The organism is Longimicrobium sp. (assembly GCF_035474595.1).
Taxonomy (GTDB): domain Bacteria; phylum Gemmatimonadota; class Gemmatimonadetes; order Longimicrobiales; family Longimicrobiaceae; genus Longimicrobium.
Map to the genome: position 1 here is coordinate 251,979 of NZ_DATIND010000046.1, position 21,427 is coordinate 273,405.

Genomic DNA, 21,427 nt, shown 5'->3' on the forward strand with positions numbered 1-21,427 from the left:
TGAGGAGGTTCCGATGGGACTCGGACTCGGCCCCTTCGAGATGATCCTGATCTTCGCCGTCCTGCTGCTGCTCTTCGGCGCGAAGCGGCTGCCCGAGCTCGCCAGCGGCATGGGCAAGGGGATCCGCGACTTCAAGCGCTCGCTGAACGGCCTCGACGACCAGTCGGTGCAGGCCAACCAGCAGCAGAACTACCTGCAGGCGACGCCCGCCGCGCCCGCGCAGGTCGCCGCCGCCCCGGCCGCGCCGGTCGTGGAGACGCCCGCCGCCGCCGGCGAGCCCCGGCGCCTCGGCTGAGCTTCGCCGCTTGCTGGTCGATGAATCGGAGGCCTCCCGGCGCTGGTGCGCCGGGGGGCCTTTTTTCGTGCTCGCAGAAGTAGGAAAAGTACGGGAGTACGAGAGCACGGAACGGCGCCCCCAGCTGACGGCTTGACGTGCCGCAGCGTTGCCCTACAATTGAGGGCATGGAACTGGATCAGCTCTCCGCCTTCGTAGGCTCCGAGGCCCGCGCCCGCCTGCTCGCGCACTTCGTCGCGCGGCCGGAGTCGCGGCTGCACGTGCGCGCGCTGGAGCGCGACACCGGCATCGGCAAGCGCTCGCTGCAGAAGGAGCTGGCCCGGCTGGTGGAGATGGGGCTGGTGCGGCGCGAGCACGAGGGCCGGCGCGTGGTGTACGTGCGCAGCGGCTACACGCCCGAGTGGCGCGCGATCGAGAAGCTGGTGGCCACGTACGGCATCCCCCTCCTCCTCCGCGCGGGGCTCGCGGGCGTTCCCGGCGTGGAGGCGGCGTTCATCTTCGGCTCCCTCGCCCGCGGCGACGCCCGCCCCGACAGCGACATCGACCTGCTTGTGTACGGGGAGGAGCTCGGCGATTCCTTCGATTTCCTGTACATCTTCGGCCTGCTCGATCGCAAGCTCGACGACAAGTGGATCGACCGGGAGCGTTTCCTTCGCTGGAACGACCCGCGGGTCAGCTTTCTCCCGTCGGCGCTTCGCGCCCCGAAGATCTGGCTGATCGGCTCCGAGAACCTCTTCCCGCAGCGGGAGCGAATGGCCGCATGACGGACCGCATCGAAGCGCTTTTATCCGCGGGGATGCTTGCCCGGGAATCCGCCCCCGACGAAGAGGTGGCCGGGATCTGGGCCAACGCGCTCAAGGGTTATCACGACGCGCGAGCCGCCGGCCTGAGCGCCGAAGGCCGCGTGATCCGCGCGTACGACGCGGCGCGGCTGGCCGCCTACGCGCTGGTGCGCTCGCGCAACGTGAAGGCGCGCGCCCAGAACCATCACGAGGTCACGCTCACCGCGGCGGGAATCATCGGCGGGGAAGACTTCGAGCGGGCGCTCCGCGACGTGAACCAGCTGCGCAAGCTGCGAAACACGCTGGAGTACGGCTGGGAGGCCGCGTCGGAGCGGGACGCCGAGCGAGCGGTTCCAATCGTCGCGCGCCTGCTGGGGCTGGCTGCCGAAAACCTCCGCGCCGAACTCCCCAGCATCGCCGCCCGCATCTCCACGCCCGCGTAGCTCCCCGCCTCACCCCCCCTCGCCGAGCGCCTTCAGCAGCTTGTCGTGGATGCCGCCGAAGCCGCCGTTCGACATCACCAGCACCACCTCGCGGTGGTGCAGCCGCGGCGCCAGGTGCGCCACGATGTCGTCGGGCTCGGGGATGTACCACGCCTCCTTTCCCTCGCCCTTCCACGCCTCCACCAGCTCGCGCGGGTTCATCGCCGTCTGCTCGGTGTAGCGCTCGGGGTGGAAGAGCCCCGCCAGCACCACCTGGTCCGCCGAGGCGAACGCGGCCCGGTACGCATCCTGGAATTCGCGGCGCTGCGCCGTGTAGCTGCGCGGCTCGAAGATCGCGACGAGAGGCCGGTCGCCGTACCGCTGCCGCACCGCGTCGATGGTCTCGCGCACAGCGGTGGGATGGTGCGCGAAGTCGTCGATCACCGTGACCCCGCGCGCCTCGCCGCGCACCTCCATGCGCCGCTTCACGCTGCGGAAGGTGCGCAGCCCCTCGCGCACGCCGTCGCGGTCGGCGCCGATGAACTCGGCCACCGCGATCACCGCCAGACAATTGCGCACGTTAAACGCGCCGGAGAGCGGCGTGTCCACCTCGCCCCAGCGCTCGCCGCCGCGCAGCACGGTGAAGCGCGTTCCCTCCGCCCCGAACTCCACCCCCTCCGCCGTCCACACCGGGTGCCCGCCGTCTCCGGAAGCACCGTCGCCGTAGGCGAAGCTCTCCACCGGCGCGAAGGCCTTCGGCGCCAGCTCGCGCACGATGGGCGAGTCCCACCCGGCCACCAGCGCGCCGTTGCCGGGGACGAGGTTGATGAAGCGCGCGAAGGCGAAGCGGTACGCCTCCTCGTCGCGGTAGATGTCGGCGTGGTCGAACTCGATGTTGTTCACCAGCCCCACGTACGGCAGGTAGTGCCACATCTTGGGGCCCTTGTCGAAGTACGCCGTGTCGTACTCGTCGGCCTCGATCACGAACCACTCCGAGTCGGTCAGCCGGTAGCTGCTGCCGAAGTTCTCGGCCACCCCGCCGATCAGGAACGACGGGTTCAGCCCCGCGCCCTCGAGCGCCGCGGCCAGCAGCGACGTGGTGGTCGTCTTCCCGTGCGTTCCCGCCACCGCCAGCACCTTGCGGGTGCGCAGGAACTCTTCCTTCAGGGTGTGCGCCGCCGAGGTGTACGGCAGCCGCCGGTCCAGCACCGCCTCCAGCTCGGGGTTCCCGCGGGAGATGGCGTTTCCCACGATCACCCAGTCCGGGCGCGGCTCCAGGTTCTCGGGCCGGAAGCCGACCGCGTAGTCGATCCCCATCTCCCGCAGCTGGTCCGACATGGGCGGGTAGACGTTCTCGTCGCTCCCGGTGACCGTGTGCCCCGCCGCGCGCAGCAGCCCGGCGAGCGAGGCCATCGCCGTCCCCGCGATGCCGATCAGGTGGTAGTGGCGTGGGGTGGAGCTCTGCACGGTGGAGCGCATGTCGGTCATCGGCGTTGATCCGTCGGGAACGAAAGTGGCTCGGAATGCATCGAGCGGGCGCAGGGCGACTGCGAAGTGCGTGCCCGGCAGCGGGTTCAGCGAACGCGCCCGGAGTGGTATATTCCATCCTCCGTGCGCTCGCGTCAAAAAACCACCGCCGCAAGGAAGACCTCTTGAAGCTCGGGATCCTGTTCGCCACGGCCTCGCTGGCCGTGCTTTCCGCCTGCTTCGGCGACCCCACCGGCGCCCGGCTGGAGATCGGGCCCCCACCCGCGCTCCCCGCCGGCACCGACACCGTGACCACCGCGTCGGGGCTGAAGTACGCCGACATCATCGTGGGCACGGGCGACGTGGCCCAGGCCAACAGCCGGGTGCAGGTGCACTACACGCTCTGGCTGTCCAACGGCAGCGGCATCGAGACCTCGCGGGGCGGAGCGCCGCTCCTCTTCACGCTGGGCGACGCCGGGCTGATCGCCGGCTTCAGCCAGGGGATCCCGGGGATGAAGGAGGGCGGCACGCGCCGGCTGATCATCCCGCCGTCGCTCGGGTACGGCTCCACGCCGCAGACCGACGCCAGCGGACGGGTGATCATCCCCGCCAACTCCACGCTCATCTTCGACGTAGAGCTGGTGTCGGTGCAGCCGGGATGAGCGACGACGGCGTCCTGGCCATCAATGAGTCGCTCTGGGTTCCCCGGACCGAGCTGGCGTACCGCGCCACCCGCTCGGGCGGCCCCGGCGGCCAGCACGTGAACACCAGCTCCACGCGCGTGGAACTGGTGTGGGACGTGGACGCGTCGCCCAGCCTGAGCGACGAGCAGCGCGCCCGCATCCGCGAGAAGCTGGCGAACCGCATCAGCGGCGAGGGCACGCTGCTGCTGGCGGCCAGCGAGCACCGCAGCCAGCACCAGAACAAGGAAGCGGTCACCGAGCGCTTCGTGGAGCTGGTCCGCCAGGCGCTCGTCGTGCCCAAGAAGCGCAGGAAGACCCGCCCCAGCGCCGCCTCGCGCGAGGAGCGCCTCCGCGCCAAGAAGCACCGTTCCGAGGTGAAGCGGAGCCGCCGGACGCTGGAAGACTGACGGCCGAGTACGGAAGTACGAGAGTACGGAAGTACGATACCGTTCGTGACCGGCGGACGCGCGCCGCCATCTGCCCCGCGGGAAGTCCGCGAAGGCGGACTGCGTGCTTTTGTAGCCGCGAGTTCACTCGCATTTTCGCGATACCATCCCCGCCGCGACGCGAACTCTTTACCGCACCTCACCCGCGACAAGGTCGGTAGAAAAGCACCGAGCCCCCGCCGGATCTCTCCGGAGGGGGCTCGTTGCGTCGGGTGCGCGCGCGGTTAGACGTGCGCGCGCCGGCCGATGATGAGGCGGTAGAGCCCCAGGAGGATCAGCGCGCCGACGACCGAGCCGATGAGGCCGACCCGCCCGTCGCTGCCGCCGAACAGGAACCCACCGATCAGCGAGCCCGCGATGCCGAGCAGGATGGTGACGATGATCCCGCCCGGGTCACGCCCCGGCATGATCAGCTTGGCAATCGCGCCGGCGATCAGGCCGATGATGATCATCCACAGGATACCCATACGTTTCCTCCACCCTTTCGTGTTTCCGCCGCGACGGGGCCTCCGCTCCGTCGTCGGCGGCCGGTAACGCAAATGGGGTGCCGAAGTTACGCGTTGCACCGGACACCCGCGCCGATCCCCGCGTCGCGACAGGACGATCCTGAACTTCGGGATTCGGGCGTGTTTGGCGCTTGGGCGCCAAACCGGGCTGCGCGCGCCGTAGGGCACGGTACGACTGTGCCCAACGGCGCCGGGCCCCCGGCGGATTCATCTCCGCCGAGAGCCCGTCTCGATCAACCTGCATCATTGCATCCGCCCCGCCGGGTTCCCGGCCCTTCGGGCGCGCATCCCTCACGCAACAGCAGGGGACAGCGAGAAGATCGGGCAAGGTCGCCTGGGAGCGAAGATCCAGCTCCTACGCTCGCCGCGACTTCCAACCGTCTGGCACTTGCCACTTGGCACTTGGCACTTGGCACTTGGCACTTGGCACTTGGCACTCAGCACTCAGCACTCAGCACTTCCTTCCCCCTCCCGTTCCCCCAGCATCTCCTCCATCCGCGACAGGCAGCGCGAGAACTTCTTCCCGTACGCGCCGCTCAGGAACTCCGCCGGGAACAGCTCCCCCAGCGCCGCCTCGGACGACATGGCGACCGAGACGGCGCGGTCGTAGAGCTTGTCGACGAAGTGCACCCACCGCAGCCCGTCAAACAGCGAGGTGACCCGGCGCACGTCCCTCACCAGCAGCTCGTCGGCGCTCTCCACCAGCGCCACGTAGCGGATCGGGTGCACTTCGCCCAGCGCGCGGAGGAGCGCGCCGAAGTCCGCCGCGAGCGCCCTGTCCCCCGCGCGCCGCTCCGCCTGCTCCAGCGCCGCGGCGTCCAGAAAGTACGCGCGGCCCGGGTCCGCCTGGAAGCGGCGGTGGCGGAAGTCCGCGCCCTCGATCTCCAGCACCTCGAAGGCGCCCGAGAGCTCCTCGATCTCCGACCGGAAGTTCTTCTGGTCGAATCGCCCCCGCCCCAGCTCGTCGGGAATGGTGTTGGACGTCGTCGCGACCCGGATCCCGTCCGCCAGCGCACCTCGCAGGAACGCCAGCGCCATCTTCAGGTTCCCGGGGTCGTCCAGCTCCCACTCGTCCACCGCCACCAGCCGCCGCCCGCGGAAGGCCTCGCGCGTCCCCTCCACGCCCAGCAGCCCGATCGTGTACACCAGCTCGTCGAAGCTCAGGTAGGCGCTCGGCCCGGGCGCCTCGTGCCAGAGCGCCGCCAGCAGGTGCGTCTTGCCCACCCCGAACCCGCCATCCAGGTACACCCCGCTCCCCCGCTCCTCCGCCCCGAAGAGCGCGCGGAGGCGCCGGCCGAGCCCCGCCTCCGCCGCGCCGCGCAGCTCCCCCGCGATCTCGCGCAGCCGCCGCACCGCCCCGGCCTGCGACGGGTGCCGCGGGTCGGGGCGGTAGTCGTCGAACCGCTTCTCCGCGAAGCGGCGCGGCGGAACGAACCCGGCCACCAGCGCCGCCGGGTCCGGCCGCGCGGGGAGCGTCGAGATCAGCGTGTCCAGGTCGAGCAAGCGGCGTCCGCGGCGGGAGAGTGGGTTCGCGAGCGCGACAAGCTCGCCACCCGCTCCCCGCGCGACAAGGCCGGGCGGGCGCTAACCGTCGTCCTCGTCCATCTCCCACGGCTCGCGCCTGCGGCGGCGGCGAGTGGTGCGCGTTCCCGGCTCCGCGCCCACGCGGCGCGGCGGGCGCCGGGCGACCTCGCGGCAGTTGTGCTCGGCCCAGTACTCGCCGCGCACCTGCAGCTCCAGCCACCGCTCGATGCGGCCGATGCTCTCCTGCGCGCCCGCCGTGGCGCCGCGCGCCTCGCGGAAGATGGCCGCCAGGGCGGCGCGCGCGGCCGGCTCGCCGCGCGGCAGCAGGTCGGCCAGGCGCGGGCGAAGGCGCCACTTCCGGTCGTGCTCGCGGCCGTGCTCCGCCAGCACCCCGGCCGGGTGCATCTGCAGGAAGAGCTCGCCCAGCGCCTTCTGGGTGGTCAGGTTGGGCTCGCTCAGCCCGTGCGCGAACTTGCGCACGGTGTCCTTGGCCACGCCCGCCATCTCGGCCACGCCGCGGATGCGGAACTGCGCGATCAGCTCCAGGGTGAACTCGCGCAGCAGCTCGGTGGGGATGTAGCGCCACGAAGAGGCGAAGTGCACGTACCGGGCTTCCCCGGCGATGCGGCCACTTTGGCCACGAGGTAGGCTGTTCATGCAAATGTTTAGCAGGCGCCCCGCGCCGCAGCAACAGAGCGCCAAAACACCGCCACCGCTCGTACGGAAGTCCGATTCGGAGCGCGAAAGGATGGTGCACGCTTTCACACGGATGGACGAAAAAGCGGCCCCGGGAGTTCGTCCCGGGGCCGCTCGACACATCGCTCGATCGTCCCTCTACCCATTTGAGCTTTTCCGCTGCCTCCGCCGGGGAGGGCGCTTCGGCGGTGAGCTCCCGAGGTACTCCGCGGCCACGACGGTCTTCAGCCACTCCTTCAGCCGGTCGGCGAACTCGGGAACTTCGTCGGGAAACCGCTTCGCCAGCTCCACCAGCAGTTCGAGGTTCTGCTCGGCCGAACCCAGCCCCGGCTCGCGCAGCACCTCCTTCAGCTGCGGAAGAGGCACCGTGACGCCGGACGGCGGATCGTCGGGAGAAGGCTTCCGTTCGGCCACGTACCCCACGGGGTGAAAGTCGAGGTAGTACTTCGAGAATTTCCAGATCGTGGTGCTGCGCGTGACCCGGTCGCCCTCGATGAAGCCGCGCACCGTCTCGTGCGAAGTCTCGACCTCTTCCGCGACGCCGCGAAGCGTCACCTCGTCCTGACGCTGGAGCAGGAACTCCCGGATCGCATCCTCGGGGACGTACCCCGGGTGGCGGGTGATGTGGAACTCCCGCCGGCGATCGGGCTTGCGTCCAGTTGGACCAGAATTCTTGGGGTTCATCGGAATGTATAGCTCGCTTCCCGCCAAGTGGCAAGAGTGGCCGTAACGCGCGAGCGGCCCCGGGAACTCGTCCCGGAGCCGCTCTTCGCGACCGCCTGCGCCCGGCGTGCTCGTCACACGTCCAGATTCTTCACGTAGCGCGCGTTCTCCTCGATGAACTTGCGGCGCGGCTCCACCTCTTCGCCCATCAGCCGCTCGAAGATGTCGGCGGCCAGGGCGGCGTCCTCCATGGTCACCTGGAGCAGCGTGCGCGTCTCCGGGTCCATGGTGGTCTTCCAGAGCTGGTCGGGGTTCATCTCCCCCAGGCCCTTGTAGCGCTGGATGTGGATCCCCTTGGTCTCCTTGCCATCCCCGTCCCCGCTCGCCGGACCTTTCAGCCGCGCCAGCAGCTCGTCGCGCTCGGCGTCGCTGTACGCGTACGTCTCCTGCTTGCCCTTCTTCACCAGGTACAGCGGCGGCTGGGCAATGTAGACGTACCCCTCGTCGATCAGCTGCCGCATCTGCCGGAAGAAGAAGGTCAGCAGCAGGGTGCGGATGTGGCTGCCGTCCACGTCCGCGTCGGTCATGATGATGATCTTGTGGTAGCGCGCGTTCTCCAGGCTGAACTCGTCGTCGCCGATCCCCGTGCCGATGGCCGTGATGATGGCCCGGATCTCGTCGTTCGAGAGCACCTTGTCGAAGCGCGCCTTCTCCACGTTCAGGATCTTCCCCTTCAGCGGGAGGATCGCCTGGAACTCGCGCTTGCGCCCCTGCTTGGCGCTGCCGCCGGCCGAGTCGCCCTCGACGATGTACAGCTCGCCGATCTCGGGGTTGCTGCTGGAGCAGTCGGCCAGCTTGCCGGGGAGGACGCCCGTCTCCAGCGCGCTCTTCTTGCGCGTCAGGTCGCGCGCCTTGCGGGCGGCCTCGCGGGCGCGGGCGGCGCTGATCGCCTTCTCGATGATCGCGCGGCCGACGCCCGGGTGCTCCTCCAGGTACTCGCTGAACTTCTCGTTGACCGTGCTCTCCACCGCGCCCTTGACCTCGCTGTTGCCCAGCTTGGTCTTGGTCTGCCCCTCGAACTGCGGCTCGCGCACCTTCACGCTGATCACGCAGGTCAGCCCCTCGCGCACGTCGTCGCCCGAGAGACCTTCCACGCCGCCCTTCTTGAACAGCCCCACGCGGCGGGCGTAGTCGTTGATGGTGCGCGTCAGCGCGCTCTTGAAGCCGGTGAGGTGCGTGCCGCCTTCGTGCGTGTTGATGTTGTTGACGAAGGTGAACGTGTTCTCGTTGTACCCGTCGTCGTACTGGAAGGCGATCTCGATCTCGGCCTCGGGCTTCGACGCCTCGATGTACACCACCTCGGGGTGCAGCGGCTTGCGCGCGCCGCGCAGGTGCTCCACGAACTCGCGCAGCCCGCCCTCGTAGTGGTACTCGTCGCGCCGCACCTCGCCGCCCTCCAGCGTGGGCCGCTCGTCGGTGAGGGTGATCTGCACGCCCTTGTTCAGGAACGCCAGCTCGCGCAGGCGGCTCGACAGCACGTCGAACGAGTAGGTGGTCTCCTCGAAGATCTCGGTGTCGGGCTTGAAGGAGACGGTGGTCCCGCGCTCCCCGGTCTCCCCGATGACGGCCAGGTCGCTGGTCTTGTCGCCGCGCGAGAAGCTCATCTCGTGGATCTGGCCGCCGCGCTTCACCGTCACGCGCAGCCACTCGCTGAGCGCGTTGACGACCGACACGCCCACGCCGTGCAGGCCGCCCGAGACCTTGTACGATCCCTCGCCCTCGTTGTCGAACTTGCCGCCGGCGTGCAGCACCGTCAGCGCCAGCTCAACGGCGGGCACCTTCTCGGTGGGGTGCAGGTCGACGGGAATGCCGCGGCCGTCGTCGACCACGGTGATCGAGTTGTCGGGGTGGATGACCACGTCCACGTGCGTGGCGTAGCCCGCCAGCGCCTCGTCGATCGAGTTGTCGACCACCTCGTAGACCAGGTGGTGCAGGCCGCGCGCGCTGGTGGAGCCGATGTACATCCCCGGGCGCTTGCGGACCGCCTCCAGCCCCTTTAGGACCTGGATCTGGCCGGCATTGTATTCGTGGGCTGCGGAGCTGGAAGCCATGCCCCCCTCGTCGCTGTGATTCGCTGAGTCCATCATCCCTTCCAGTACCCCGAAGCAGGGCCGAAAGTTCGCGCCGCGCAAGGGTTTGCGCGGTGCCGGGTCACGCCGCCATCACGAACACGATGTGGCGGATCCGCCCCTCCTTGCGCCCCGTGTTCACGCGCTTGATCAGCTCGCCCTTCATCAGGTTCAGCTCCATCATCCACGCGCTGGTGGCCACCGACACGAACAGCGTGTCGTCGGCCAGGCGGGTGGGCGCGGTCACCGCGGCGATCTGCGGGCCCACGCGCTGCGGCCAGTCGGTGAGCACGCTGGCGGCCTCGACGCGGCCCGCCAGCCCCGACCGGTCCAGGAAGCGCGCGACCAGGTCGCCTACGGGCTGCGGTGACGCGTCGGCTCTGCGGATACGGCTCAAGGGCGATCTGGAACGGCGCTGAAAACGGGGATGATTCCCGGCGGATGGGTGCTCCCTAATTTAGCACCTCCGCGCCCGCCGCGAAACCTTCCCGCACCCGCAGATCTGGTGATGTGGAGACGCGCTCTCCACAACGGGTTGCGTTCTGTCCGCTTTTCACATCCCGCGCGGAGGATGCGGTCTTCTGGTCTCACGCGGAGCCGCGGAGACGCGGGGAGTGCCGCGCCGCGATGAGTTCTCCGCGTCTCCGCGTAAGATCTATCCGGGGTGGGAGTCGCGGAGGTGGAGATGGGAAGATGATCATGATCGATTAACGTGATCACGAGCGGCGGGGATGATCACGTTTTGACGCCCTGAATGCGTGACAGGCCCCCTCGAATGGCTTGGCAAACGTGATCATGATTCATTAACATGATCATCTCGCGTGTTCGTGATCACATTTTGCAGGGCAGCATCGATGCGATCTTTCGATCCCGGCTTTCTTCGGAACACGCAGATAACCCACGGGCTCCTGCGGACGCTCACCGCGATCGCCGAGCGCAAGGGGCGGATCCAGCTGTTCCGCGACCACGCACCGCAGGTGCTCGAGACGCTGAGGCATGCCGCGGTGATCGAGAGCACCGAATCATCGAATCGCATCGAGGGAATTACCGCCGCGCCCGAACGGCTGCGCGCGCTGGTGGCAGAAAGCACGGCGCCCCGCGACCGGCCGGAACAGGAGATCGCCGGTTATCGAGACGTGCTGGCCACCATCCACGCGAACCATCCGTACATTTCCCGCACGCCGAACGTGGTGCTGCAGCTGCACCGCGATCTCTACCACTTCACCACCCTTCCCGGCGGCCGCTGGAAATCGGTGGACAACAGCATCACCGAGGTGCAGCCCGACGGCACGCGCATCGTGCGCTTCGAGCCGGTGCCGGCATACCAGACGGCCGGCGCGATGCGCGATCTGCACCAGCGTTTCGAAGAGGAGTGGGAGCGCGGAGAGGTGGAGCCGCTGATCCTCATCGCGGCTTACGTCCTCGACTTCCTGTGCATCCACCCGTTCCTCGACGGCAATGGCCGGATGGCGCGTCTGCTCACGCTGCTTCTGCTCTACCACGCCGGGCACGACGTGGGCCGGTACGTCAGCCTGGAGCGCCTGGTCGAGCAGACGAAGGAGAGCTATCACGAGGCGCTGCGGGCATCGTCCCGTGGTTGGCACGAAGGCACGCATACGCTCCGGCCCTGGCTCGAGTACCTGTTGGGAGTGGTCGTGTTCGGCGCCTACTCCGAGATCGACGCGCGGGTCGGCGCGGTCACGTCCGGGCGCGGGGCCAAGCGCGAGCTGGTCCGCGATGCAGTACAGCGGCTGCCCACCACCTTCCGCTACGTGGACGTCGAGCGTGCATGCCCCGGCGTCAGCCGCCCCACCATCAACCGGGCCCTGCGCGAGCTGCGGGAAGAGGGCATCATCCGGTGCACGCGTCCGGGCCGCGATGCGACGTGGGAGAAATCATGATCACGAGTGATTAACGTGATCACGAGCGGTCGAAATGATCATGTTTATCAGAGACGAAGGCCCGCGGAGAAACGATCCCCGCGGGCCTTCCGATCGTCATCTCCGCCCGACGCTCAGCGCGTGCCGCCGGTGGCCTTCGGGGCGGCCTCGGCGGGGGCGTTCTGGCCGGGGACGGTGCGTGTGGGCGGCTGGTTGGGCTCGGGGGCGCCCTGCCGCGCGGCCTGCGCCGCCTGCGGGTTGCCGATCTGCCCGTGCGCCTGCCGCGCCGCCTTCTCGCGCGCGGTGCGCACCCCCTGCCGGTCGAAGATGTTCACCGTCGACAGCACGTCGGCGGGCGGCGCGTACTGCGGCTTGCGGCGCGACACCGTCTCGCGCTCCAGCCCCGCCGCCACCTGCTCGTAGTGCGACCCCGGGCTCCACAGGATCCAGTCGTCGAACCCCACGTCGTACACGCCCTGCTTCTGCTCGCGCAGCTGCTGCGGGCCGTAGTCCTGGTGGTTGCGCCCCAGCCAGGTGGCGTTGAACGCCTGCAGCCACACGTTCACCCGCGCCGGCGTCACCCCCACCTCGCGCAGCCGGTCGTTGCGCAGCCGCGCCATCCCCGCCGACTTGAAGATGGTCTGGTACGGCATCAGGTCCGGCTTCGGCACGCCGGGCAGGTGGGTCGGCAGGTAGTGCGACGGATACATCATCGGGTTCACGTGGTCGGCCGTGCTGGCCACCGTCTCCCACTGCTGCCCGATGTCCACGTCGCCCGGGTCGTTGGGAACCAGGCCGAACACGTCGGCCTGGATCATCACCCCCAGCGGGTGCAGCCGGCGCTTGGCCTCGTTCAGGAACGCGGCGATGGCGTCGCTGCGGTCGCCCTTCGCGAGCGGATGGATCTGCGGCGGAAGGCTCTTGTACGGCTCGGCGAAGCGCACGTAGTCGAACTGGATGGCGTCGAACCCGGCGCGCGCCGCCTGCTCGGCGATGGCCAGGTTGTAGTCCCACACGTGCGGGTCCCACGGGCTCACCCAGGTGTTCCCCTTCTTGTCGTGCCACAGCCCGCCGCCGGGCGCCTTCACGCTCCAGTCGGGCCGGGCCTTGCTCAGGATGGGGTCCTTGAAGACCACGATCCGCGCCATGGCGTAGATGTGGTGCGCGTGCATGGTGTCCACCAGCGCCTTCAGGTCGCGCAGCGTGACCTCGCCCGGCTGCTCCAGCGAGTGCTGCAGCGGCAGGTCGGTGTGGTAGCGGATCCCCTTCTCGTCCTTCACGTCCACCACGAACGCGTTGATCTCGGTCTCGTCCGCCATCTTCAGCAGTTGCGGAAAGCGGGTGCGCGAGCCGGCCGCGTAGGCGTTGATGTACAGCCCGCGGATCTGCGGGGGCGCGTTGTCGCGCACGTCGCCCTGCGAGGTGGAGCCGGGGGCGGCGGGCGAGGCGGTCGCGGTGGCGGAGTCCGTCTTCGTCGCGGACGACGTGTCGCCGCCCGCGGACGTGCCGCCGGTGCGCGCGGGCGTGTCCTTGCCGCACGCCGCGGCCAGGGCGAACGCCGCGATGGCGGCCGCACGGAGGAGGGGTTGCGTGTTCATCTGCGGGGATCTGCCTGACTGTGCGGGAGGTGCCGGCTGGGCGCGTTCACCGCTACAAAGATGCTGCGCGCCGCACTCGCACGCGAGGGGAACGTGCGCGGCCGAGATACTCGGCGTGCGCGGACAACGTTCCCGTTCGGGACCCAGCGGCTTCCACGGACGCTCGTTCGCCCGGGTCTTGAGCTTCGGCGCTCATTCACATTATCATTTGACGCCCATTTTACCCACTCCAAGCTCAGGAGGACCTCGATGAAAGCATTCCGTCTCTTCGCTGCCGCGCTCATGCTGCCCGCGCTGGCGGCGTCCTGCACGGATCTGCCGACCGGGCAGGCGCGGGCTCCCCAGAAGCCTCGCGCGGACCTCACCGGTCCGTTCTGGATCAACTGCACGAGCAGCCTCACGGTAGGGGGCACCGGACACTGCTCCGCCTACTCCTACTCCGGCGGCTTCATCTATCCCAGCTACTGGTCGACCAACCCGGGTGTGGTGAGCGCAAACAGTGGTGGCTTCTTGTACGGCATCTCTCCCGGTGCCGCGACGATCTACGCCTCCTACGGCGGCTACATGGCCTCCGCGTCCGTATACGTCGCCCCGCCCCCGGCGCCACCGGTGGTTACGAAAGTGACCGTGACCTCCGTGTCGGTGGCGCCTGGCCAGAGCGCGCAGCTCACGGCTCGTGCCTACGACCAGTACAACAACCAGATGAGCGGGAAGACCGCGACCTGGAGCATCGACAACCCCGCTGTCGCCACCATCACCTCGAGCGGCGTGGTGACGGGACAGGCCCTCGGCTCCACCACGGCTCGCGCCACGATCGACGGGGTGGCCGGCGCCGGCACCGTCACGGTGGAAGACTACCAGGAGCCCGACAACCCCATGTGCGGCAAGTACTACTGCTGATCGGATCCCCGATCCGGCCGAGACCGCCCGTACGGATGGGCGGACACCGGAAGACCGTACGAGCGGTTTCGGCGTGACCCGCTGAAGAAGAGTCCCCCTTCCCCGTTCCGGGAAGGGGGACTCTCTCGTTCCGCCCCATGGCCGATGTGGGGGAGGGCACGTGGCGCGTCTTGTTGATCTCCCGCTACGGCGCCGGCGGCGTCCACACGTTGTTGGCGCGGTCGGCGTCGGGGAGGAGCTGCCGCGGGTCGATCTCCACGCGCGTCGCCGCGCCCTGCGTGGGGACCAGGACGGTGACCGTCCGCGTGCCGCCGTGCGCCAGCCACTCCTCCACGCCCGCCTCCGCCTCGGCGACCACACCGTTCCCCGACGTCGCGGCGACGATCACGGGCATCGGGTTGTCGCCGCGGTCGCGGACGACCACCTCCACGCCGCCGCTGACCGCACGGACGGACTCGATAGACTGGTCCAGCACGCCGGTCTCGAAGAACCACGGCGTCCAGAACCAGTCCAGGTCGCACCCGGCCACCCGCTCGAAGGTGGCGAAGAAGTCCCACGGCTGCGGGTGGCGGAACGACCAGCTCCGCGCGTACTCCCGCATCGCCCGGTCGAACGCGTTGTCGCCCAGCACGGCGCGGAGGGCGACGAGCACCGCGGCGGGCTTGCTGTATGCCGCCACCGTCCGCGCGCCGTACGGCGTGACCAGGTCGGTGTGGCGCATCAGCGGCACCTCGGCGTCGTGCCCGGCCACGCCCAGGTACGCGGCGCGGGTGCCGGCGCGCGGGTCGCTACCGCGGAAGAAGTCGGCGGCCGCGCGGTCCTCGTGGTAGCTGTTCACCCCCTCGTCCATCCACGCGTACCGCGCCTCGTCCGAGCCCACCATCATGGGGAACCACTGGTGCCCCAGCTCGTGGGCGATGACGGCCTCCAGGCTCTCCGCCGTGGGCGCGCGGTGGATGAAGACCAGCATCGGGTACTCCATCCCCGCGATCGGCCCCTCCGCGATCGTGGCCTGATCGTAGGCGTAGGGAATGACGAGACTGGAGAGATAGGAGATGGCGTGCTGCCCGTAGCGCCACGCCCGCTCCCACCCCGGCGCACCCGGCCGGTACAGCGCGGTGATGGCAACCGTCCGCTCGCCGCCGGCCGGGTCCGGCACCGCCGCCCGCGCCGCGTCCCACAGGTAGTGGTCGCTCGTGGCGAAGGCGAAGTCGCGCACGTTTCGCGCGGAGAAGCGCCACGTCAGCCGCCCGTTCGCCGGGCGGGCGAGCGCCGCGCCGGACGCCAGGTCCGCCGCGGTGACCGCGTGCACCACGCTGTCGGTACCCGCGGCGGCGCGAGCCAGGCGCTCACGCGTCTGGGCAGACAGCACCTCCGCCGCGTTCGCCAGCGTCCCCGTCGCCCCGGCGATCCACCCGGCGGGCAGCGTGAGGTCGACGTCGAAGTCGCCGTACTCCAGGTAGAACTCGCCGTCGCCCAGGTACGGCGTGGCATCCCACCCGTTCACGTCGTCGTACACGGCGATCTGCGGATACCACTGGCCGACGACGAACGCGCGGGCGCCCAGCGCGTCCTCCCACGCGGTGCGGAAGGTGGGCGCGGGCGGAACCCTGTGGTGCCAGTCGATCTCGAACACCGCGCTGTCCCCCGGCGCGATGGGGCGCGGAAGGACGAGCCGCGCGAGCGTCCCCTCCACCGCGTACCCCGCCGCGGGATTCTCCGCCGCGCGCACGACGCCGATGCTCGCCGTGGGGCGCTCCGCCAGCGTCGTCCCCTGCGCCACGACGCGCTGCAGCGTGACGCCGCCGGTGTTGGGGGCGCGGCGGTTCCGGGCCGCGTTCTCGGTGTAGATGTTCTGGTAGAGGTTGAGGACGACGGTCGCGAGCGCGTCCGGCGAGCGGTTGCGGTAGACGATGCGCTCCGAGCCGTGCAGCACCGTCGACTGTGGATCCAGCTCCGCGCGGATGCGGTAGCGCACGCCCTGCTGCCAGTAGCGCGCGCCCGGCTCCCCCGTGGCCGTGCGGGTCCCCGCCGCGAGGCCGCGCCGGAACGCCTCGGAGACCGGCACCGGGCGCACGTTCCATCGCCGCGCCGTGTCCATCACGATCGACGCGGGCGTCGGGGCCGCCGTGCGCATCCCCGGCCCGCACGCGGACAGCGCCAGCGCGCAGAGCACCATCATCTTCCTCACCATCCCCATCTCCTCAGAAAAGCAACGGATGTCACACTGAATTCGGGGATCGATCGTGCAATCCGGAAGCGCACGTGCGACCTCGCCCATAGATCCTTCGGCCTGCCACCACTCGTGCTGAGCAAAGATGGTGTGGCCGGCCTCAGGATGACGTCCCTCTGTGCGTTTGTCATGCACAGGTGATTGCCAGATCCGGTAGGGCGGGCACTTGGCCCACGTCGCGCACCGTCACCGTCACGTTCCCCGCGCCCGGCGTCACCGTGCCCAGCCCCAGGTCGAGCGTGGCGTTGGTGAAGAACCACGGAGGGGCGGAGAGCTCCTCCGTTTCCTCCGCGTGATCCAAATGGAAAGGCGGCCCCGCGCCGGCAGCCGCCCTTCCGCGCCCTCTCCATCTACCGAAGAACGGTCACTGCCCGGTCCACACGTTGTTGCGGCGGTTCACGTCCGGGAACTGCTGCTCGGGGTCGATCTCCACCCGCGTCACCCGCCCCTGCACCGGGATGGTGATGGTCACCGCGCGCTGGTTGGGCGGGTTCAGGAAGCGCTCCGCGGGAATGGTCTGCCGCACCACGCCGGCATCGGTCGTCACCACCACGAAGGCGGGGGCGGGCACCTGGCCCACGTCGCGCACCGTCACCGTCACGTTCCCCGCGCCCGGCGTCACCGTGCCCAGCCCCAGGTCCAGCGTGGCGTTGGTGAAGAACCACGGGTACCAGAACCAGTCCAGGTCGCGCCCCGCCACCCGCTCGAAGGTGTTGAAGAAGTCCCACGGATACGGGTGCTTCAGCATCCACTCGTTCATGTAGGTGCGCATGGCCGTGTGGAACACCGAGTCGCCCAGCGTGGCCCGCAGCGCCCGCATCACCAGCCCCGGCTTGTAGTAGCCCGCGACCCCGAGCGACTCGTTGTCCAGCGACTCGCCGTTGCGCATCAGCGGCACGTCGCCGCGGCGGCCGGCCACCGTCAGGTAGTAGCCACGCGGCTCGGTCCAGTGGTCGGTGCCGCGCCAGTAGTCGTTGTACGCCAGCGCTTCCTGGTAGGTGTTGATCCCCTCGTCCATCCACACCGCCACGGCCTCGTCGCCGCCCACCATCATGGGGAACCACTCGTGCCCCACCTCGTGGCCCACCACGGCGTACAGCTCCTTCTCGCCCCCCGTGGGCGGCCGTCCCACGAACACGATCATCGGGTACTCCATCCCGTACACCGGCCCCTCGGTGACCGTGATCTGCGGGTAGATGTACGGCACCTCCTCGCGGCTCAGGAAGGAGATGGCGTGCGCGCCGTGCCGCACCGCGTGGTCCCAGAAGGGCGCGCCGGTGCGGTAGAAGGCGTACGCGGGGATGTACTTCACCCCGCCCCCCGCCTGCGGGATGGGGGCGCGCATGGCGTCCCAGTTGTAGCGGTTGCTGGTGGCCCAGGCCACGTCGCGCACGTTCTGCGCGGTGTAGCGCCAGGTCACCATCCCCCCGTCGCCCTGCAGCGTGCCGCGCCCCAGGTTCTCGGCCTCGTGCCCCACCACGTGCACCGGCGAGTCCTGCTGCATGGCCTGCGCGAGGCGCTGGCGCACCTCGGGGGTCAGCACCTGCTCGGGGTTCTGCAGCGTTCCCGTTCCCGCCACCAGCCACCCCGCCGGCGCGGTGACCGAGTAGTCGAAGTCGCCGTAGTCCAGGTAGAACTCGGCGTTGCCGGTGTACGGCGTCACGTCGGCGCCCATCACGTCGTCGTACACGGCGAGCTGGGGATACCACTGCGCCACCTGCAGCACCCGGCCACCCAGCGCGTCCTCGTAGCCGGTGCGCGGCGCGGTGGAGGGCGGCACGCGGAAGCTCCACTCGAACTCGAACACCGCGCTGTCGCCCGGCGCCAGCGGGCGCGGGAGGTAGATGCGGCCCAGCGAGCCGTTCTCGAACCACCCCGCCGCCACGTTCACCGCCGCCAGGTTCTGCTCCACCTGCATGGAGCTGAGGCGCGCCAGCGTCTGCCCCTGCGCGGCCACGCGCGTCATGGTCAGCCCGCCGGTGACGTTGCGGAACAGGTTCTGGTAGAGGTTGAGGACGACGAAGCGCAGCGCGTCGGGCGAGTGGTTGAAGTACACCACGCGCTCGCGGCCGCTCACGCGCAGCGAGTCCGGCGCCACCCGCGCCTGGATGCTGTAGCGCTGGCGCTGCTGCCAGTAGCGGGGGCCCGGCGCGCCGGTGGTGCCGCGGGTGCCGCGCTGCACGGCCGCCATGTACTCGGGGATCACGGGCACGGGCTGCAGCAGCGGGCGCGCGGCGGTGTCGCCGGCGGCGCCGCGCGGCACGGGCGCCACGATGGGCTCCGCCACGGGCGCACACGCCGAGAGGACGGCGCCCAGCAGCGCCGCGCTGTAAACGAACCGGATGGACAAGATGTGGGGCTCCGCGTTAAGGACCGGACTGCGGAAACAAGCAAGCGACGGGGAATCAAAACGCGGGCCAGCATAAGCGCAGCGCCCGCCCCTCCGCAATCGGGAGTGGGCGGGCGCGTCAACATCCATCGACCGTGGATCGATCTCCCTACAGTGCCATCTCCATCTCCACCTCGGGGGAGAAGATGGTGCCGGGGACGAAGCGGAAGCCGGCCTTCTCGTAGCTGCGCAGCGCCGGGCGGTTGTGCGGCTCGACCGAAAGCCAGAGTCCGCGCAGCTCCATCGACCGCGCCAGCTCGACGGAGAGGCGGTTCACCTGCGTGCCCACCCCCTGCCCGCGCACCTCGCGCGAAAGGAAGATGGCGTACTCGTTCACCCCCGGCTTGCCGGTGGGGATCAGCATGGCGTGGCCGATCAGGCGGCCGTCGCGCTCCACGGCCAGGTGCGTGCCGTTGGGGAGCACCTGGTCCAGCCAGCGGGCCACGCGCGGGCGGCCGTCGGGGGGCAGCCCCTGCGCGGCGCGCTTGGGGTCGAAGGCGTCGTAGAAGTCTTCCAGGGCGGCGCGGTCTTCCGCGCGCAGCTCCCGTACGGTGAACACGCGGCCTCCCTTGTCGTGGAGGTGGGCGGGGATGAGGGGAAACACGGTGGGCACCGGGAGGGCGGCGGGGGCGGCGGCCATCATCAGAACCCCAGCCCCCAGCCGCGCAGCAGCGGGTACGCCTGCCGGCGCAGCGACTCGAAGGTGCGGCGGTTGGTGGCCTCGATCTCGTCGCGGCGGGGGACGGGCGGGTAGGCGCCCTCGGGGTCGCGCAGGCGCTCGGGCAGGAGCTCCGGGCTCTCCCCCTGCCACCGGTCCAGCCACTCGCGCGGGATGGCGTCGGGCGCCTGCTGCCCGCTGAGCCCCGCCCACACCAGCGTCCACGCGCGGGGAACCACGCTCCACACCGCGTACCCGCCGCCGCCGGTGGCGACGACCCGGCCGCCGCACAGGCGGTCCGCCGTCTCGCACACCACGCGGACGGTCTCCTCGTACAGCCGGGTGGATGCGCGCAGGTGGGTGAGCGGGTCCAGCATGTGGCCGTCGCAGCCGTTCTGCAGGACGATCACGTCGGGGCGGAAGGCCTCGGCCGCCTCGGGGATCAGCTTGGCCTGGATCGAGGTCCAGGAGCCGTCCTCGGTGAACGGGTCCAGCGGCAGGTTCAGCGAGTAGCCGTATCCCTCGCCGTCGCCCAGCTCGTCCACGAAGCCGGTGCCGGGAAAGAGGTATCGCCCCGACTCGTGGATGGAGAGGGTGAGTACCTCGGGGTCCTGGTAGAAGATCCCCTGCACCCCGTCGCCGTGGTGGGCGTCGTAGTCGAGGTACATCACCCGCGCGCCGTGCGCCTCGCGGATCCAGGCGATGGCCGCGGCCAGGTCGCTGTACACGCAGAAGCCGGATCCGCGGTCGCGGTGCGCGTGGTGCAGCCCGCCGCAGAGGTTGAAGGCGCGCGTTACCTCGCCGCCCATCACCAGCTCGGCCGCGCGGATCGAGCCGCCGCAGACCAGCGACGTCACCTCGTGCATTCCGGGGAAGACCGGCGTGTCGTCGGTCCCCAATCCCCACCGCCACGCGTCCGAGACGTCGGCGCCCGGCGCGCTGAAGCGCTTCACCGCATCGATGTACTCGGGCGAATGGACGCGCAGAAGCTCGGCGTCCGTCGCCTGGCGGGGCGCGACGATCGGCGTGCGCTCGCCGCCGGCGAGACCCATCGCCTCGATGAGGGAGACGGTGAGCTCCAGGCGCTTGGGGTTGAACGGGTGGTCGGGGCGGAACTGGTAGGCGGTGACCGCGGGGTCCCAGATCAGCGCCGTGCGGTGCTCGCTCACGCGTCCATCCCCCGGCGCAGGTCCGCCTCGAGCGAGGGCCAGCCGACCGTGGCGCCCGCGCGCTCCAGCGCCTCGATCGCCTCGCGCGGATCGATCGTCGCGACGTGCAGCACCGCCGTCTTCCGCCCGTCCTTTCCGTCCGGCAGCACCATCAGGCTGGTGACATTCAGCTTCAGCTCGCCGCCGATGATCGCGAGGAGGCGCGCCAATTCTCCCGGCCGGTCGGCGATGGAGACTTCCAGCCGCGACGACGGCCCGCCCGCCGCCAGCACCTCTGCGAAGGCCACCACCACGTCGGTCTCGGTGATGACGCCCAGCAGATGCCCGTGCGCGTCGACCACGGGAAGCGCGCCGATGCGGTGGCGGCAGATCTGCTCGGCCGCGTCTTCCACCGCGTCGAACGGGCCGGCGGTGATCACCTCGCGCGTCATCACCCGCTCCACGGGGGTGCGCTCCAGCATGGCGGCGCGCTCGGGGTCGGCCACCTCGATGGGAGACGGCATCGCCAGCCGGATGTCGCGGTCGGAGAGGATGCCGACCAGCTCGCCGTTGCGCACCACGGGAAGGTGGCGGACGCGGTGCTCGCGCGTGAGCCGCAGCGCGTGCGCCAGGGAGTCCTCCGGCGTCACGGTCACGGGCTCCGCGGTCATGCGGTTCTTGACCAGCATGTCTGTATCTTCTGACGGATCTTCAGGATGATCGAAGGACAGATCTTGAACTGCAGGTTCCGGGCGTGTTTGGCGCCGAGGTGCGGAACCGGGCTGCGCGTCCTCACCCTCGCGCCGCCCTCACCCCGCGCCGGAGGGCGCGACCCTCTCCCGTTCCGGGAGAGGGTGGCTCTCCAGCATCTCCGCGATTCCGCAACTCCTTCACACGCAAGTGCTTGTGGGACCGAGTCGATGCCGGAAAGCTACCTCTCCCGGTACGGGAGAGGTGGACGGCCTAGGCCGGCCGGAGAGGGCGCGATGCCAGCCTCGCGCACCGATC

21 protein-coding genes are annotated in these 21,427 nt (G+C 70.0%); 7 read left to right on the plus strand and 14 right to left on the minus strand.

Translation table 11 applies throughout. The features are described 5' to 3' along the window. Positions 1-13 precede the first annotated feature (13 nt). From VLK66_RS08950 to VLK66_RS08960, 3 genes are all read left to right on the plus strand, one after another. Positions 14-295, plus strand: coding sequence for a twin-arginine translocase TatA/TatE family subunit (locus VLK66_RS08950; RefSeq protein ID WP_325309053.1), 282 nt, complete (start codon positions 14-16; stop codon positions 293-295). 167 nt (positions 296-462) lie between these two features. After that, positions 463-1,059 carry a nucleotidyltransferase domain-containing protein gene (locus VLK66_RS08955; RefSeq protein WP_325309054.1) on the plus strand — a complete coding sequence of 199 codons (597 nt, stop codon included), beginning with the start codon at positions 463-465 and terminating at the stop codon, positions 1,057-1,059. Beyond that, entirely contained in the window at positions 1,056-1,520 is a 465-nt protein-coding gene (locus tag VLK66_RS08960; protein WP_325309055.1) for a hypothetical protein, read from the plus strand. The genes VLK66_RS08955 and VLK66_RS08960 overlap by 4 nt, the downstream gene beginning before the upstream one ends. Positions 1,521-1,529: 9 nt before the next feature. Here the strand turns inward: VLK66_RS08960 and mpl are convergent, their stop codons facing one another. Beyond that, positions 1,530-2,987 (minus strand): UDP-N-acetylmuramate:L-alanyl-gamma-D-glutamyl-meso-diaminopimelate ligase, encoded by a 1,458-nt coding sequence (gene mpl, locus VLK66_RS08965; RefSeq protein ID WP_325309056.1) that lies wholly within the window; start codon positions 2,985-2,987, stop codon positions 1,530-1,532. Positions 2,988-3,151: 164 nt separating this feature from the next. On the opposite strand from mpl, the gene VLK66_RS08970 reads away from it, so the two are divergent. Beyond that, positions 3,152-3,628: an FKBP-type peptidyl-prolyl cis-trans isomerase gene (locus VLK66_RS08970; RefSeq protein ID WP_325309057.1), complete on the plus strand. Its 477-nt coding sequence runs from the start codon at positions 3,152-3,154 to the stop codon at positions 3,626-3,628. After that, positions 3,625-4,056, plus strand: a complete 432-nt coding sequence (arfB, locus tag VLK66_RS08975; RefSeq protein ID WP_325309058.1) for an alternative ribosome rescue aminoacyl-tRNA hydrolase ArfB — start codon at positions 3,625-3,627, stop codon at positions 4,054-4,056. The genes VLK66_RS08970 and arfB overlap by 4 nt, the downstream gene beginning before the upstream one ends. Positions 4,057-4,319: 263 nt before the next feature. Here the strand turns inward: arfB and VLK66_RS08980 are convergent, their stop codons facing one another. From VLK66_RS08980 to VLK66_RS09005, 6 genes are all read right to left on the minus strand, one after another. Then, positions 4,320-4,562, minus strand: coding sequence for a GlsB/YeaQ/YmgE family stress response membrane protein (locus tag VLK66_RS08980; protein ID WP_325309059.1), 243 nt, complete (start codon positions 4,560-4,562; stop codon positions 4,320-4,322). 483 nt (positions 4,563-5,045) lie between these two features. Beyond that, entirely contained in the window at positions 5,046-6,104 is a 1,059-nt protein-coding gene (gene zapE, locus VLK66_RS08985; RefSeq protein ID WP_325309060.1) for a cell division protein ZapE, read from the minus strand. Positions 6,105-6,185: 81 nt separating this feature from the next. Then, a complete protein-coding gene (locus tag VLK66_RS08990) occupies positions 6,186-6,728 on the minus strand; it encodes a hypothetical protein (RefSeq protein ID WP_325309061.1) in 543 nt (180 codons plus the stop codon). Between the two features lie 231 nt (positions 6,729-6,959). Then, entirely contained in the window at positions 6,960-7,505 is a 546-nt protein-coding gene (locus tag VLK66_RS08995) for a hypothetical protein (protein WP_325309062.1), read from the minus strand. A gap of 113 nt (positions 7,506-7,618) precedes the next feature. Continuing rightward, entirely contained in the window at positions 7,619-9,595 is a 1,977-nt protein-coding gene (gene gyrB / locus VLK66_RS09000; RefSeq protein ID WP_325309063.1) for a DNA topoisomerase (ATP-hydrolyzing) subunit B, read from the minus strand. A 100-nt stretch (positions 9,596-9,695) separates the two neighbouring features. Then, positions 9,696-10,010: a DUF721 domain-containing protein gene (locus tag VLK66_RS09005; RefSeq protein ID WP_325309064.1), complete on the minus strand. Its 315-nt coding sequence runs from the start codon at positions 10,008-10,010 to the stop codon at positions 9,696-9,698. A 424-nt stretch (positions 10,011-10,434) separates the two neighbouring features. Here VLK66_RS09005 and VLK66_RS09010 point away from each other — a divergent pair, with 424 nt between their 5' ends. After that, on the plus strand, positions 10,435-11,514 hold the full coding sequence (locus tag VLK66_RS09010) for a Fic family protein (protein ID WP_325309065.1): 1,080 nt from the start codon (positions 10,435-10,437) through the stop codon (positions 11,512-11,514). A gap of 113 nt (positions 11,515-11,627) precedes the next feature. Here VLK66_RS09010 and VLK66_RS09015 read toward each other — a convergent pair whose 3' ends face one another. Beyond that, positions 11,628-13,091, minus strand: a complete 1,464-nt coding sequence (locus VLK66_RS09015) for a putative glycoside hydrolase (protein ID WP_325309066.1) — start codon at positions 13,089-13,091, stop codon at positions 11,628-11,630. A gap of 249 nt (positions 13,092-13,340) precedes the next feature. Between VLK66_RS09015 and VLK66_RS09020 the strand changes: the two genes are divergently transcribed. Beyond that, positions 13,341-13,991: an Ig-like domain-containing protein gene (locus VLK66_RS09020; RefSeq protein ID WP_325309067.1), complete on the plus strand. Its 651-nt coding sequence runs from the start codon at positions 13,341-13,343 to the stop codon at positions 13,989-13,991. Between the two features lie 184 nt (positions 13,992-14,175). Here VLK66_RS09020 and VLK66_RS09025 read toward each other — a convergent pair whose 3' ends face one another. From VLK66_RS09025 to VLK66_RS09050, 6 genes are all read right to left on the minus strand, one after another. Beyond that, the gene (locus VLK66_RS09025; protein ID WP_325309068.1) at positions 14,176-16,185 is read right to left on the minus strand and encodes a M1 family metallopeptidase; all 2,010 of its coding nucleotides are present in this window, start codon (positions 16,183-16,185) and stop codon (positions 14,176-14,178) included. 166 nt (positions 16,186-16,351) lie between these two features. Then, a complete protein-coding gene (locus VLK66_RS09030) occupies positions 16,352-16,525 on the minus strand; it encodes a hypothetical protein (RefSeq protein ID WP_325309069.1) in 174 nt (57 codons plus the stop codon). A gap of 63 nt (positions 16,526-16,588) precedes the next feature. After that, on the minus strand, positions 16,589-18,574 hold the full coding sequence (locus VLK66_RS09035; protein ID WP_325309070.1) for a M1 family metallopeptidase: 1,986 nt from the start codon (positions 18,572-18,574) through the stop codon (positions 16,589-16,591). 148 nt (positions 18,575-18,722) lie between these two features. After that, positions 18,723-19,256: a GNAT family N-acetyltransferase gene (locus VLK66_RS09040; protein ID WP_325309071.1), complete on the minus strand. Its 534-nt coding sequence runs from the start codon at positions 19,254-19,256 to the stop codon at positions 18,723-18,725. Beyond that, the gene (locus VLK66_RS09045) at positions 19,256-20,440 is read right to left on the minus strand and encodes an acetoin utilization protein AcuC (protein ID WP_325309072.1); all 1,185 of its coding nucleotides are present in this window, start codon (positions 20,438-20,440) and stop codon (positions 19,256-19,258) included. Before VLK66_RS09045 ends, VLK66_RS09040 begins: the two co-directional genes overlap by 1 nt. After that, on the minus strand, positions 20,437-21,108 hold the full coding sequence (locus VLK66_RS09050) for a CBS and ACT domain-containing protein (protein ID WP_325309073.1): 672 nt from the start codon (positions 21,106-21,108) through the stop codon (positions 20,437-20,439). Before VLK66_RS09050 ends, VLK66_RS09045 begins: the two co-directional genes overlap by 4 nt. Positions 21,109-21,427: the final 319 nt, after the last annotated feature.